This window comes from Ramlibacter sp. AN1133, assembly GCF_037890035.1.
Taxonomy (GTDB): Bacteria; Pseudomonadota; Gammaproteobacteria; order Burkholderiales; family Burkholderiaceae_C; genus Ramlibacter.
This window is the reverse complement of sequence record NZ_JBBKTQ010000017.1, coordinates 28,534-42,140: the sequence shown is the minus strand read 5'-3', so window position 1 is coordinate 42,140 and position 13,607 is coordinate 28,534. Positions and strand designations below refer to the sequence as shown.

13 protein-coding genes are annotated in these 13,607 nt (G+C 73.2%); 10 read left to right on the top strand and 3 right to left on the bottom strand.

Features of this window, described 5'->3' with window-relative positions; genetic code table 11:
• Positions 1 to 205: 205 nt before the first annotated feature.
• From WG923_RS20845 to WG923_RS20825, 5 genes are read left to right on the top strand one after another with little or no spacing between them, the layout of a single operon-like run.
• Complete coding sequence (locus WG923_RS20845; protein ID WP_340352919.1) at positions 206 to 2,134, top strand: sigma-54-dependent Fis family transcriptional regulator; 1,929 nt, start codon at positions 206 to 208, stop codon at positions 2,132 to 2,134.
• A complete protein-coding gene (locus WG923_RS20840; protein WP_445322956.1) occupies positions 2,131 to 2,703 on the top strand; it encodes a flavoprotein in 573 nt (190 codons plus the stop codon). Before WG923_RS20845 ends, WG923_RS20840 begins: the two co-directional genes overlap by 4 nt.
• On the top strand, positions 2,682 to 4,085 hold the full coding sequence (locus WG923_RS20835; RefSeq protein ID WP_340352918.1) for a DUF6513 domain-containing protein: 1,404 nt from the start codon (positions 2,682 to 2,684) through the stop codon (positions 4,083 to 4,085). The genes WG923_RS20840 and WG923_RS20835 overlap by 22 nt, the downstream gene beginning before the upstream one ends.
• Complete coding sequence (locus tag WG923_RS20830) at positions 4,082 to 4,669, top strand: DUF447 domain-containing protein (protein WP_340352917.1); 588 nt, start codon at positions 4,082 to 4,084, stop codon at positions 4,667 to 4,669. The genes WG923_RS20835 and WG923_RS20830 overlap by 4 nt, the downstream gene beginning before the upstream one ends.
• Positions 4,669 to 5,391 carry a (5-formylfuran-3-yl)methyl phosphate synthase gene (locus WG923_RS20825; protein ID WP_340352916.1) on the top strand — a complete coding sequence of 241 codons (723 nt, stop codon included), beginning with the start codon at positions 4,669 to 4,671 and terminating at the stop codon, positions 5,389 to 5,391. Before WG923_RS20830 ends, WG923_RS20825 begins: the two co-directional genes overlap by 1 nt.
• Here WG923_RS20825 and WG923_RS20820 read toward each other — a convergent pair.
• From WG923_RS20820 to WG923_RS20810, 3 genes are read right to left on the bottom strand one after another with little or no spacing between them, the layout of a single operon-like run.
• Entirely contained in the window at positions 5,338 to 6,021 is a 684-nt protein-coding gene (locus WG923_RS20820; RefSeq protein WP_340352915.1) for an aspartate kinase, read from the bottom strand. The two genes, WG923_RS20825 and WG923_RS20820, sit on opposite strands and share 54 nt — an antisense overlap.
• Positions 6,022 to 6,024: 3 nt before the next feature.
• Positions 6,025 to 7,092, bottom strand: a complete 1,068-nt coding sequence (locus tag WG923_RS20815; RefSeq protein ID WP_340352914.1) for a hydantoinase/oxoprolinase family protein — start codon at positions 7,090 to 7,092, stop codon at positions 6,025 to 6,027.
• Positions 7,079 to 8,095 (bottom strand): ATP-grasp domain-containing protein, encoded by a 1,017-nt coding sequence (locus WG923_RS20810; protein ID WP_340352913.1) that lies wholly within the window; start codon positions 8,093 to 8,095, stop codon positions 7,079 to 7,081. The genes WG923_RS20815 and WG923_RS20810 overlap by 14 nt, the downstream gene beginning before the upstream one ends.
• On the opposite strand from WG923_RS20810, the gene WG923_RS20805 reads away from it, so the two are divergent.
• From WG923_RS20805 to WG923_RS20785, 5 genes are all read left to right on the top strand, one after another.
• Positions 8,061 to 8,792, top strand: a complete 732-nt coding sequence (locus WG923_RS20805; protein ID WP_340352912.1) for a HisA/HisF-related TIM barrel protein — start codon at positions 8,061 to 8,063, stop codon at positions 8,790 to 8,792. The two genes, WG923_RS20810 and WG923_RS20805, sit on opposite strands and share 35 nt — an antisense overlap.
• 174 nt (positions 8,793 to 8,966) lie before the next feature.
• Positions 8,967 to 10,202 carry a formylmethanofuran dehydrogenase gene (locus tag WG923_RS20800; RefSeq protein ID WP_340352911.1) on the top strand — a complete coding sequence of 412 codons (1,236 nt, stop codon included), beginning with the start codon at positions 8,967 to 8,969 and terminating at the stop codon, positions 10,200 to 10,202.
• A complete protein-coding gene (locus WG923_RS20795; protein WP_340352910.1) occupies positions 10,199 to 11,872 on the top strand; it encodes a formylmethanofuran dehydrogenase subunit A in 1,674 nt (557 codons plus the stop codon). The genes WG923_RS20800 and WG923_RS20795 overlap by 4 nt, the downstream gene beginning before the upstream one ends.
• Positions 11,872 to 12,786, top strand: coding sequence for a formylmethanofuran--tetrahydromethanopterin N-formyltransferase (gene fhcD, locus WG923_RS20790; protein ID WP_340352909.1), 915 nt, complete (start codon positions 11,872 to 11,874; stop codon positions 12,784 to 12,786). The genes WG923_RS20795 and fhcD overlap by 1 nt, the downstream gene beginning before the upstream one ends.
• A complete protein-coding gene (locus tag WG923_RS20785) occupies positions 12,783 to 13,601 on the top strand; it encodes a formylmethanofuran dehydrogenase subunit C (protein ID WP_340352908.1) in 819 nt (272 codons plus the stop codon). Before fhcD ends, WG923_RS20785 begins: the two co-directional genes overlap by 4 nt.
• Positions 13,602 to 13,607: the final 6 nt, after the last annotated feature.

Genomic DNA, 13,607 nt, shown 5'->3' with positions numbered 1-13,607 from the left:
CGTCGGCGGGGTGCCGCGCGACGGCACGAAGGTGCCGGTACGGAAGCTCACAAATTCCTAATGCAGTGCGCGACAGTCTGTTCCAGAATGCGAACGCACTGCCCGGGACACTCCGCAGGCAGCACGAGCAGGGGGAGACAAACTCATGCCGATCTCGGATGCTCTCGCGCATGCGCATCGTGTCAACGATGTGGTGCGCGGAGGGATGCTCCATATCACCAGCGATGCGGTGGCGCACTCGTGGGCGCGCTGCATCAAGGAGCACGGGCTCGACCCGAGCGAGCCCCGGCGGCCGGCCCTGGTGGGGAGCACCGACCTGCCCACGCGCCTGCGCCGCATGGCGGCGGTGATCGACTGCGCCCGCTACGAGATGACCACCCTGTACCAGCAGCTCGGGGACCCCGAGCTGGCCGTGGTGCTGACCGATACCGATGGCGTCATCCTGCACATGGTCACCTCGCAGGAGTTCGAGCGGCTGGCGCAGCCGCTGGGCCTGGAGGTCGGCGCCATCTGGAGCGAGGCGGAGGTCGGCACCAACGGCATGGGCACCTGCGTGGTCGAGGCCGGGCCGGTGGTGGTGCAGCAGGCCGATCACTTCCTGAGCCAGTACACGGGCCTGACCTGTTCCGCCGTGCCGATCTACGACCCCGCGGGCCAGATGACGGCGGTGCTGGACGTGAGCAGCCGCTCGGTGCAGCCGCAGAAGCACCTGCTGCTGCTCCTGGGCATGACGGCGCGCATGATCGAGAACCGCCTGATCGACATGCGCTTTCGCGACGCGCACCCGATCCACTTCCACAGCCGGCCCGAATTCGTCTACACGCTGCACGAAGGCAAGCTGGTGGTGGACGACGCCGGCCGCATCCTCGCCGCCAACCGCAGCGCGTTGATGCAGCTGGAGATGAGCCACGGCGAGCTGCGCGGCACCAAGCTCGAACAGATCTTCCAGACCACGCTGGACGACATGCTGGAGCGCAGCCACCGCGCCGCCTTCCACCCGATCGTCACCTACCGCGCCAACGCGGCCAACCGCTTCTTCGCGGTGGCGCGGCTGCCGGCGGGCGAGGAGAGCGGCGGGCCGCCCAAGGTGGCGGTTCCGGCGCGCCCGCGGCTGATGGCGCCGCCCGCGCCGGCTCCTGTCGTTCCCGCCGCGCGCATGAACCGGCTGTCCCCGGGCGCCGGGTTGCCCGCGGCCACCTTCGGCGACCCGCGGCTGGTGGCGCACCTGGCCACCGCACGGCGCGTGATCGCCGGCGGCACGCCGCTGCTGCTGCGCGCCGAGACCGGCGCGGGCAAGGAGGTCTTCGCGCGCGCCGTGCACGTGGCCGGCAACCGCGCGGACGGGCCCTTCGTGGCCATCAACTGCGCCAGCCTGCCGGAGACACTGATCGAAGCCGAGCTGTTCGGCTACCGGGCCGGCGCCTTCACCGGCGCGGAAAAGGGCGGCCGCCGCGGCAAGATCGTGCAGTCGGACGGCGGTACGCTGTTCCTCGACGAGATCGGCGACATGCCGCTGCCCCTGCAGGCGCGCCTGCTGCGCGTGCTGGACGAGCGCATGGTCACGCCCCTGGGCACGGACGAAACGCGGCCGGTGGACTTCCAGCTGATCAGCGCGAGCCACCGCAACCTCGCCGAGATGGTCGCGGAGGGCACCTTCCGCGAGGATCTCTTCTATCGCCTCGCCGGCATCGAGCTGCACCTGCCGCCCCTGCGCGAGCGCACCGACCGCGCCGACATCATCCGCAACCTGCTGGTGGCGGAAGGCCGGCCGGACGCGGCGGTCACGCCCGCGGCCTGGGATTTGCTGTTACGCCATCCATGGCCCGGCAATCTCCGACAACTGCACCACGTGCTGCGCAGCGCCGTGGCCCTGTCGGCCGGGGCTCCGCTCGGGCTCGAGCACTTCCCCTCGCTGGGCGTGCCGGCCGCGCAGGCGCCGTCGAGTCCCGCGGCACCCGCGCCGCAGGCACCGGTGCTGCCGCCCCATCTGGCCACGGAGCGGCAGTCGCTGGTGAACCTGCTGGAAGCGCAACGCTGGAACGTGAGCCACGTGGCCAAGTCGCTGGGCGTGAGCCGCAACACTCTGTACCGCCGGATGCACAAGCTGCTCATCCCGGTGACGCACAGCGGTTGAGCGGCGCCGCGCGCCCCGGCCGCTTCGCCTGGGGCCTGACCGGCTCCGGCCACGACCTGCTGGAGTCCATCGCGCTGGCCGAGCGCCTGCCGCGCGTCGACCTGTTCCTGTCCGCCGCCGCGGAGGAAGTGCTGCCGATGTACGGCATCCGCCTGGAGTCGCTGCGCGAGCGCTTCCGCCTCTTCCGCGACAAGAGTGCCAGCTCCGTGCCGGTGGGCACGCTGTACGAGGAGCATTACCACACGATGGTGATCGCGCCGGCCACCAGCAACACCGTGGCCAAGTGCGCGCTGGGCATCAGCGACACGCTGCCCACCAACATGTTCGCGCAGGCCGGCAAGCTGGGCATCCCGTGCTTCGTCTTCGCCTGCGACACCGAGCCGGTGGTGGTCACGCGCGCGCCGCACGACTGGGTGACGCTGCGGCCGCGGCGCATCGAATTCGACAACGTGGAGCGGCTGCGCGCCATCGACCATTGCAGCGTCGCCTGCTCGGTGGCGGAGCTCGAAGCCGTGCTCGATGCCCGCCTGCGCTCGCTGTCCCTCGCATGGAACACATCGTCTTCCTGACCGGCCGGCTGGCCGAGCCGGCGTTGCGGCGCGTGCTGGGGCAGGTGGCCCCCGAAGGCGCGGAGGCGCCCTTCACCTGGGAAGTGCGCGAGATCGGGCTGCAGGTCGCCGCGCTCATGACGGCGGACATGGTGCAGCGCCGCGTCCCCGCGCCGCTCGCCGCGGACCGCATCCTGCTGCCGGGGCGCTGCCGCGGCGACGTCGAGGCCCTGTCGGCGCATTTCGGCCTCCCGGTGCAGCGCGGGCCGGAGGAACTGAAGGACCTGCCGCAGTTCTTCCGCCGCCAGGCGCGGCCGGTGACGCTGGATGAATACGCCATCGCGATCTTCGCGGAGATCGTCGACGCGCCGCGCCTGCCGGTGGACGCGATCGTGGACCGCGCGCTGGCGTTCGCGGCCGACGGCGCCAACGTGATCGACCTCGGCGGACTGCCCGACACGCCTTTCCCGCACCTCGAAGACAGCGTCCGCGCCTTGAAGGAGCGGGGCCTGCGCGTCAGCGTGGATTCGCAGGACAGCCAGGAACTGCTGCGCGGCGGCCGCGCCGGGGCGGACTACCTCCTGAGCCTCACGCTGGACACCCTGTGGATCGCCGACGAAGTGGCCGCCACGCCGGTCGTGATCGCCCGCGACCCGACCGACGAAGCCTCCCTGTGGGAGGCGGTCGAAAGCATGCAGGCGCGCGGCCGGCCCTTCCTGGCCGATGCAATCCTGGACCCGATCCCCTACGGCCTGCTCGCCTCGCTGGTGCGCTACCAGCGCCTGCGCCAGCGTTTCCCGCAGGTGGCGATCCTGATGGGCGTGGGCAACCTCACCGAACTGGTGGAGGCGGACACGAGCGGGATCAACGCGGTGATGATGGGCATCGCCGCGGAACTGGACGCGAGCGCCATCCTCACCACGCAGGTCAGCCCGCACGCGCGGCGCGCCGTGCGCGAGGCCGACTGGGCGCGGCGCATCATGCATGCGGCCGTCTCGCAGCAGTTGCTGCCCAAGGGCCTGAGCGACCAGCTGATGACCGTGCATGCGAAGAGCCCCTTCCCGGACGCGCCCGAGGAGATCGCCGCCATCGCCAGCCAGGTGCGCGACCCGAACTTCCGGGTGCAGGTCTCGCAGCAGGGCGTGCATGTCTACAACCGCGAGGGCCTGCACGTGGCGCAGGACCCGTTCGCGCTCTGGCCGCAGCTGCGGCTGCAGGACGACGCGAGCCACGCCTTCTACATCGGCGTGGAAGTGGCCCGGGCGCAGATCGCCTGGCAGCTCGGCAAGCGCTACGTGCAGGACCAGCCGCTGGACTGGGGCTGCGCGGTGGAGCGCGAGCGCGAGGACCTGCTGCGCTGGAAGGCCCCGGGCACGACGATGACGGACAGGGGACCCCCATGAGCGAGCGCATCTTCGAGAACGTGATCACCACCTGCTCGCCCGCCGGCGCGGTGCACGTCGCACCCATGGGCGTGCGCTACCTCGATGGCGAGGTGGTGCTCAAGCCCTTCCGGCCTTCGCAGACGCTGGACAACATCCTGGCCACGCGGCGCGCGGTGCTCAACGTGATCACCGACGTGCGCGTGTTCGCCGGCTGCGTCACGCGCCGGCGCGACTGGCCGACGGTGCCGGTGAATGCGCCGGACGGCAGCACCGCCGCGCGCCTGGCCTGCGCGCATTCGCACGCGCTGCTGTGCCTGGCCGGCGTGGGCGAGGACGCCCAGCGGCCCACGCTGCGGCTGGTGCGCATGCACGAGGCCCAGCACTCCGCCTTTCCCGGCTTCAACCGCGCCCAGGCCGCCGTGATCGAGGGGGCGGTGCTGGTCAGCCGCCTGCACCTGCTGCCGCGCGAGAAGATAGCCACCGAACTGGGCTACCTGCAGATCGCGATCGACAAGACCGCCGGCGCCGAGGAACTGGAAGCCTGGGGCTGGCTGCTGGAGGCCGTCGCGCGCCACCGCGCCACGGCGGCGGAGGCCGCGTGATGCCGCGCCTGCTGGTGAGCGTGCGCGACGCCGAGGAAGCCCTGGCCGCCGCCGGCGCGGGGGCCGATTTCATCGACCTGAAGGAGCCGGCCGACGGCGCGCTGGGCGCGCTCGCGCCGGAGCGCATCGCGCAGATCGTGTCCGTGCTGCGGGTGCGCCATCCCGGCGCGCGCATCAGTGCCACGGTGGGCGACCTTCCCGCGCGCCAGCAACCCGAGATCCTGCGCCGGGTGGAGCGCGTGGCGTCCTGCGGCGTCGATTACGTCAAGGTGGGCCTCTGGCCGGCGCCGTCCGCGCCCGCGGCCGTGCGCGCCCTGGTCGATGCGCTGGCGGCGTGCCCGTGCAGCATCGTGCCGGTGCTGGTGGTGGACGCCGGCGTGGACGAGGCCCTGGTCGAACACGCGCTGGCCCATGGGTGCTTCCCGGCGCTGATGGTCGACACGGCGGAGAAGCGGCGCGGCAGCCTGCTGGAGCGGCTGCCCCTGCCGGTGCTCGCGGCCTTCGTCGAGATCGTGCAGGCACGGGGCGCGATGGCGGGGCTGGCGGGCTCGCTGCGCGCCGACGACGCGCCGGCGCTGCGCGCGCTGGCCCCGGACTTCGCGGGCTTTCGCGGCGCCGTGACGCGCGGCGAGCGCACCGCGGTGCTCGATCCGCGGCGGGTGGCGCTGCTACGCCGCCGGCTTGCGGCGGGGACGCGCGCCCCGCTGGCCGCCGCCGCGTGAGGACGCGGAAGCGACCACGCGCGCCAGCGCCACCGGCGGCCTGAAGGCCGAGCGCCCCAGCAGCGCATCGCGCACGTGCTCCATCGCGTCGCAGTCGACCACCTCGATCGGGAACGGCGCATCGCGCGACCAGGCGTCGAAGCGCGCATCCAGAACGCCCAGGGCCGACAACTGCGCGAAGGTGCTGCCGGCCGGCACCTTGCAGGCCTTCACCACGATCAGGCGCTCGGCGTTGAGCACGCGGGCGAGCCACAGCGCGAGGCTGTCGCTCGTCACGTCCCAGTTGGTGAGCAGGTCGGGCGCATCGCGCAGCAGGCCGAAGGGCAGCCACAGCGCCGGATGGCCGGCGTGCAGCGCGCGCCGGATGCCGGCCTCGTCGGCCGCCAGCGTCAGGCGCGGCTCCAGCGCGTGGTACAGGTGCGCGGTCTGCGCCATCGCGAGCACGGCCATGTTGTGGGCCGGCAGGTCGGCGAACTGCCAGTGCCGCTGCGACGTGCGCACCGCCTCGGCGAACACGCCGCCGCCGGGCACCACCGTCACGCGGCCGCCCCCCAGCTCCGCCAGCATGGCGAGCCACAGCACGACGCGCGGGTCATGCGCGAGGCTGCCACCCAGCTTGACGATCCACATCGCTCATTCCCGCGCGCTGGCCAGCAGCGCCACCGAGACGGCAGGCGCGCAGACGTCGGCCCAGGCGGCGAGCGCGGCGTCCTGCGGCGGCGCGGCCAGGGCGACCTGCGCATAGCGCAGGAAGGGCCGCTCGCAGCGACGCGCGATGTCCGCGGCGAGGAAGACGCCGCAGCCGGCGCCGACCAGGGGCGCGTCGGCGGGCAGACCCGCAGCGTCGGCGACGCGTTGGAGCTGGGCCTGGATCTCGCGCACCTGCGCATCCTTCCACCAGCGCGCGAGCGCCAGCCATTCGGCCTCGCTGGCGTCGCAGGCGTCGCGGCCGACCATGCGTGCGAGGCGCTGGCGCGTGGCTGGAGCGTCCTTGCCGCGGCCGTCGGCCGTTCCGGCCTGGTCGTGGGCCGGATCGAGTTCGCCGGCCAGGCGGTGCACGTCCGCCGTGGTGGCGAAGAACTCGTTCATCACGTTGGCCGTGCCGCCCCGCCAGGGCACCCGCGGCCCGAGCGCGCACAGGGGCGTGCGCACGACGCCCTGGTAGACCAGCTCGCCGGTGACGAGCCGCTCGGCGTCGCTCGTGCCCTGGGCGGCCACGCGGCCGGCGCGCAGCGGGATCAGGTCGGTCGTGGTGCTGCCGATGTCCACGAGGATGGCGTCCGCGATGCGGGGCGCGAGCACCCGTGCAGTCGCGGACCAGTTGGCGGAGGCGATGCCGCGCCAGTTGGCGCCGGCGTCCCGTGGCTCGCACCAGACGCTGTCGGCATCGAACAGCCGCAGCGAGGGGCCGAGCGAGCGCGCGAGGCGCAGCGCGATCTGCGCCACCCCCTGGGCGCGGTCCTCGAACAGGTCGACCATCTCGCCGGTCATGGTGGCCGCATGTTCGACCCCGGCATTCCAGGCCTGCGACCAGCGCGAGCGGGCCTGGACCAGCGCCGCGTCGAGGTGCTCCATGCCCTGCCACAGCGGGCAGGGCCACTGCGCGATGTCGCGCAGCGCGCCGCCTTGCAGCAGGCAAGCCTTCACGTGGGCACCGCCGATGTCCCAGCCCAGCAGGAGCCTGTCCTCACGCCGGGACATCGGCGGCCACCTCCCCGGACCGGGCCGCGGCGTGCAGCGCCAGGATCTCCTGCGCCACGTTGCGCCGCAGGAGCGCCGAGAGGCCCACGTACGCGCAGGTCACGCGGGGATTGACTTCGATGACCACCGGTCCTTCCCTTTCGTTCCACACCACGTCGATGCCGACATAGCCCAGCAGGCCCGGGATCGCCGAGGCCACGCGCGAGGCCAGGGCATGCAGCGTCGCCGTCCGCGCGTCGGCGGCGGCGATGGCCGCCGGCTGCACGCCCAGGTCATGCAGCCAGCCTTGCGCATCCATCGCCAGCCGCTGCCGGTTGATTGCCAGCGGCCGTGCAAGATCCGGACCGGCGATCATGGAAATCGACAGCGCCTCGCCTTCGACGAACGCCTGCGCGACGGCGTGCCGGCCGGCTGCGCGGCGATGCTGCACATCGTGCTCGGCGGCTGCGCGCGTCGCGTGACGGCGCGTCTCCAGGGTGCCGGCGCCGTCGTCCGGCTTCACGATCCAGGGGCCGCGATGGTCCTTTGCGAACGCGAGCGGCGTGGCGACACCGGCCGTGGCCAGAACAGCGCAGGTGGCCTTCTTGCTGGAGGCGACGCGGATCGCCGCGGCGCTGCAGCCGATCCAGCGGGCGTCGCCCACAGCCTCGCGCAGGCGCAGGAGCAGGCCGTCGGACTCGGGCGCGACGATCCAGCACAGGTCGTGCAGCAAGGCCTGCCGGCGCACGAAATCGATCGAGCTTTCGGGCGCGGCACGGCGAACCGTGCGCAACGCATGGCCTGCCTCTTGCTCGCCCGTGGCGACGGTCACCGCGAGCCCGGCGATGCGCGCCAGGTCCGCCGCGACGGCATCCCGCATGCCCCGGCCGGCCGCGAGCATCTCCTCATGCGCCGGGGTGCCGCGTCCCAGCGCCTGCGTGGTCCCGGGGTCGTCGGCGCTCAGGGGTTCATAGACGAAGATGCGAGTCATGCCTTCTCCCCGCAATGCGCCTGCCCAGGTCATCCCGGTCGTCGACCTCATGCACGGCCAGGTCGTGCGCGGCGTGCGCGGCGAACGCCATGCCTACCGGCCCATCGTCTCGCGGCTGGCCGACGGCAGCGCGCCCTGCGACATCGCCCGCGGCCTGCGCGCGGCGGCGCCGCCTGCGCCCGGGCGCCAGCCGGTCCTGTACGTGGCCGACCTCGACGCGATCCAGGGAGGCGCAGCGCAGGTGGGCGTGCTGGCCGACCTGCTGCAGGCGCAGCCTGACCTGTGCCTGTGGCTCGATGCCGGCTTCGCCGAACCGGCCGCGGTGCGGGCCCTGCGGGCGGCGATCGGCCCCGCTGCGACGCGGATCCGCCCGGTGTACGGCAGCGAGTCGCTGGCCAGCGCCGCCGCGCTGGACGAACTCGCGCAGGACCCCGAGGCGATCCTGTCGCTCGACACGCGCCTCGCATGTCCGCTCGATCCTTCGGGCAGCTGGCAGCGTCCGCAGGCCTGGCCGCGCACCGTGATCGTGATGACGCTCGACCGCGTGGGCGCCGGCACCGGCCCCGACCTGGATACTTTCGTTCGACTGCGGGCGATGGCGCCGGACCGCAGCTGGATCGGCGCCGGTGGCGTGCGCGATGCCGCGGACCTGCGCGCAGCCACCGCCGGCGGCGCCGCCGGCTGGCTGGTGGCGAGTGCCCTGCACGACGGCACCTTGCACTTCACCTGAATCCGGATGCCCCGCCATGCGCAGGGCGAATCAGGAACCGTGCCATGCCTTGGGCAGCGGCCCGGCGAGGCGCAGCGCGTCACACAGTGTTCCATGCCCGCAGGGCAGACTGCGCTTTCGTCCTCGGCACGCCCGGCCGGGCGGCTTGGCACACGCCTTGCGGACGATGGGCCCGTGGAGCCCGACTGGACCTGCCCCTTCTGCTCGCTGCTGTGCGACGGCTTCGCGCTGGAGCGGGCAGGCGAGGCGCTCGTGCTGCAGGCCAGCGACTGTCCGCGCGCCCGCGCAGGGCTGGCGGCGCACGCGCGCAGCGAAGCGCCGGCCGCCTTCGTCGACGGCAGCGCCGCGCCCATCGACGAGGCCGTCGCCGAAGCGGCGCGCCGGCTCGCGCGCTGGCGGCAGCCGCTGTTCGGGGGACTGGCCACCGACATGGCCGGTGCGCGCGCGCTGTTCCGGCTGGCGGCCCGCACCGGCGCCGTCTACGACCACGGCGACGGCGAGGCGCTGGCGCAGGGGCTGCGCGCGCTGCAGGACCGCGGCCAGTGCTACACCACGCTCGCCGAGATCCGGGCCCGCGCCGACGTCGTGGTCTGCGTCGGCACGCAGGCCGTCGCGCACTACCCGGAGTTCTTCCGCCGCTGCGGCCTGGACCGGCCCGACACGCCCTGCCAGCACCTGGTCTTCCTCGGTGTCGAGCCGCCGGCGCGGCTGCCCGACACGGTGCCCGTGCAGTGCATCGCCGGCTCGGGCGACCTGCTGGCGGACCTGCAGCAACTTGCTGCGCTGTTGGCAGGCGCGCCCTTGCGCGGCGCCCCTGCGGAGATCGCGGGCCTCGCTGCCACGCTGCGCCAGGCGCGCTACGCGGTGCTGGTGTGGGAGGCCGCGACGCTGCCGGCCCACGGCGCCCTCGTCGTCGAACTGCTCCATCGCATGGCCACCAGCCTCAATCGCGCAACGCGCGCGGCCACCTTCGCGCTGGGCGGCAGCGATGGGGCCTATGCGGTGCAACAGGTGTTCACGTGGCTGTCGGGCCTGCCGCTGCGCACGCGCGCCGCGGCGGGTGGCCTGCAACATGACCCGGTGCGGTTCGCCGCCCAGCGGCTGCTCGATGAGGATGCCGTCGACGGCCTGCTGTGGGTCTGGAGCTATGCCCCCGACCGCCTGCCGCCGTCCACCAAGCTGCCGCGGATCGTGCTCGGTCCCCCCGGCATGGGACCCCTGCTGCGGCAGGCCGACGCCGCGCAGCGCTGCGTGTTCCTGCCGGTGGCCACCCCCGGCCTCAACGCCGCCGGCCACCTGTTCCGCACCGATGGCGTCGTGGTGCCGTTGGTGGCCGCGCGCGACGACGCGCTCCCTGGCGTCGCCCAGGTGGTGGCGCGGCTGCTCGAACGCATGGAGCCCGCGGCATGACCACGCGACGCCTGCGCGGAGGCCGCGTCTTCGATCCCGCCAACGGCGTCGACGGCGAGGTCCGCGACGTGGTGATGCGCGACGGCCGCATCGTGGCGCTCGATGCGCGCGAGCCGGTGGACGAGGAGATCGACGCGGGCGGCTGCATCGTGCTGGCCGGCGGCATCGACCTGCACAGCCACATCGGCGGCGGCAAGGTCAATCTCGCCCGCCTGCTGCTGCCCGAGGACCACCGGCGCGGCTTCCAGGCGCTGCCGGTATCGGACAACGCGCTCGAACTGCCGTCCTGCGGCCACTGCACGCCCGGCACGCTGGCCACCGGCTACCGCTATGCGGAGATGGGCTACACCTCCGTGTTCGAGCCTGCGATGGCGGCCAGCAACGCGCGCCACGCCCACATGGAGATGGGCGACGTCCCCATCGTGGACCACGGCGCCTACGTGATGCTCGGCAACGACGAGCGCTTCCTCGAACTGCTCTCCAAAGGTTGCGAGCCGCAGCGCCTGCGCGATTACGTGGGCTGGGTGGTGCACGCGACCAAGGCGCTGGGCGTGAAGGTGGTGAACCCCGCGGGCATTTCCGCCTTCAAGTTCAACCAGCGCAGGTTGGACGTGGACGAGCCGCACGTGCACTGGCAGGTCACGCCGCGCCGGGTGGTGGGGGCGCTGGCGCGCGCGGTGCACGAACTCGGGCTCGCGCATCCGCTGCACATCCATGCAAGCAACCTGGGCGCAGCGGGCAACATCGCGTCCACGCTGGCGACGATGGAGGCGCTGGAAGGCCTGCCCGGGCACCTGACGCACGTGCAGTTCCACTGTTACGGCGCGGAAGGCCCGCGCAGCTTCTCTTCCGCCGCACTGGCGCTGGTCGAGGCGCTGGACAGGCACCCGAACTGCTCGATCGATGTCGGCCAGGTGCTGTTCGGGCAGACCGTCACTGCCTCCGGCGACACCATGCGCCAGCACGTGAACGCGGAGCTGGCCCACCCGCGCAAGGGCATCATCGCCGACATCGAATGCGACTCGGGTTGCGGCGTGCTGCCGTTCCGCTACCGCGAGCAGAGCTACGTCAACGCCCTGCAGTGGAGCATCGGCCTGGAGCTCTTCCTGCAGGTGCGCGACCCATGGCGCGTGGTGCTGACCACGGACCATCCGAATGGCGCGCCCTTCACCAGCTATCCGCACCTCATGCGCCTGCTGATGGACAAGCCCTTCCGCGACGAGCAGCTCGCGCGCCTGCATCCCGACGTGGCGGCGCAATCGGCGCTGAAGCACATCGCGCGCGAGCTGACGCTGTCGGAAATCGCGATCATGACCCGCGCGGGTCCGGCGCGGCTGCTCGGGCTGCGCGACCGCGGCCACCTGGGCACGGGCGCGGCGGCGGACGTGGCCGTGTACCGGGAGCAGGGCGATGCCGAGGCGATGTTCTCCCGCGCCGCCTGGGTGTTCAAGGACGGCGAGCCGGTGGTGCGCGAGGGCAGGGTGGTCGCCACGCCGGTCGGCGCCACGCATTTCGCCCGGCCGGTGTTCGACGACGGGGTCGAGCGCCTGCTCGACGAACGCCCGCTGGGCGTGCACAGGCGCTATGCCGTGATCGGCCACGACGAGCTCTGCGCCTGCTGCAACGGCGGCCGGCTGCTGCCCTCGGCGTGCGAGGCGCGGAGCGTGTGATGCGCATCAACGGCGTCGCCATCGACGACAGCTTCGCGGAAGCCTTCCCGATGAAGGCCACGCGGCTGGTGATCACGGCGCACGACCGCACGTGGGCGATGCATGCCGCCGTCAGCGCCACCGGGCTGGCGACCTCGGTGATCGCCTGCGGCTGCGAGGCGGGCATCGAGCGCGAGCTGGCGCGCGAGGAAACGCCGGACGGCCGCCCGGGCGTCGCGATCCTGCTGTTCTCCGTCTCCGGCAAGGAGCTGGCCAAGCAGGTCGAGCGCCGCGTCGGGCAATGCGTCATGACCTGCCCGACCACCGCCGTGTTCGCCGGGCTGCGCGAAGGCGAGCCGGTGGCGCTGGGGCGCAACCTGCGCTTCTTCGGCGACGGCTGGCAGATGGCCAAGGTGATCCAGGGCGTGCGCTACTGGCGCGTGCCCGTGATGGACGGCGAATTCGTGGCGCAGGAAACCACGCCGGTGACCAAGGGCGTGGGCGGCGGCAACCTGCTGCTGCTGGCGCGCGACACGGAGACCGCGCTCGCCGGCGCCACCGCCGCCGTGCAGGCCATGCGCGGCGTGCCGGGCGTGATCATGCCCTTCCCGGGCGGCGTGGTGCGCTCCGGCTCCAAGGTGGGCAGCAAGTACGCCGCGGTGGTCGCCTCCACCAACGATGCGTTCTGCCCCTCGCTCGCGCGCCTGAGCCCGCGCAGCGAGCTGGAGGAGGACGTGCACTGCGTGCTGGAGATCGTGATCGACGGGCTGGCCGAAGGCGACGTCGCCGCGGCCATGCGGGCCGGCATCGCCACCGTGGTGGAGCGCGGCGCGCAGGCCGGCATCACGCGAATCTCGGCCGGCAACTACGGCGGCAAGCTCGGGCCCTTCCATTTCCGGCTGCATGCGCTGGCGCCGCAGGGGGAGGCGCGATGAGGCACACGCTCGCCACGCGCGGGGCCCCTTCGCTGCGCATGGCCGCGCACGCGATCGTGCCGGCGGCACTGTGTGCGCTGACGCGCGAGGAGGTGCTGCGCCTGCCCCTGCCGCACGGGCGCGAGTCCGTCCCGCTGGGCGAGTGGTTCGAGGTGCGCTCGGAAAGCACCGACGATGCGAGCCCCTGGCTGCGGCTCGAAGGCGAGCTGGCGCGCTTCGACGGCCTCGGCGCCGGCATGGCCGAGGGCGTGCTCGAGGTGCACGGCGCCGTGGGCCACAGCGTCGGCATCGGCATGACGGGCGGCACGCTGCGGGTGCACGGCAGTGCCGGGGTGCTGGCCGGCTGCGCGATGGGCGGCGGCTGGCTCGAAATCGACGGTGACGTGGACGATTTCGCCGCCAGTGCCTTGCCCGGTGAAATGGAAGGCATGCGCGGCGGCACGCTGCTCGTGCACGGGCGTGCCGGCGCGCGACTGGCCGACCGGATGCGGCGCGGCACGGTCGCCGTCCACGGCGACGTGGGGGATTTTCTGGCGTCTCGCATGGTCGCGGGCACGGTGGCCATCGGCGGCCGCTGCGGCGCGCACGCCGGCTGGGCGATGCGCCGTGGCACGATCGTGTTCGCGGGGGAGGCGCCCGCGCCACCCGCCACCTTCGTTCCCGTGCACTCGGACGCGCAGGTGATCTGGCAACTGCTGGCGCGCGATCTCGCCCGCCTGGGCGGCCGCTTCGAGGGCCTGCCGCGGCGTGCGGCCGCGCGCTGGGCGGGCGACCTCGCGGTGCAGGGCAAGGGCGAGTGGCTGGTGCCGCGCTGAAGCCGG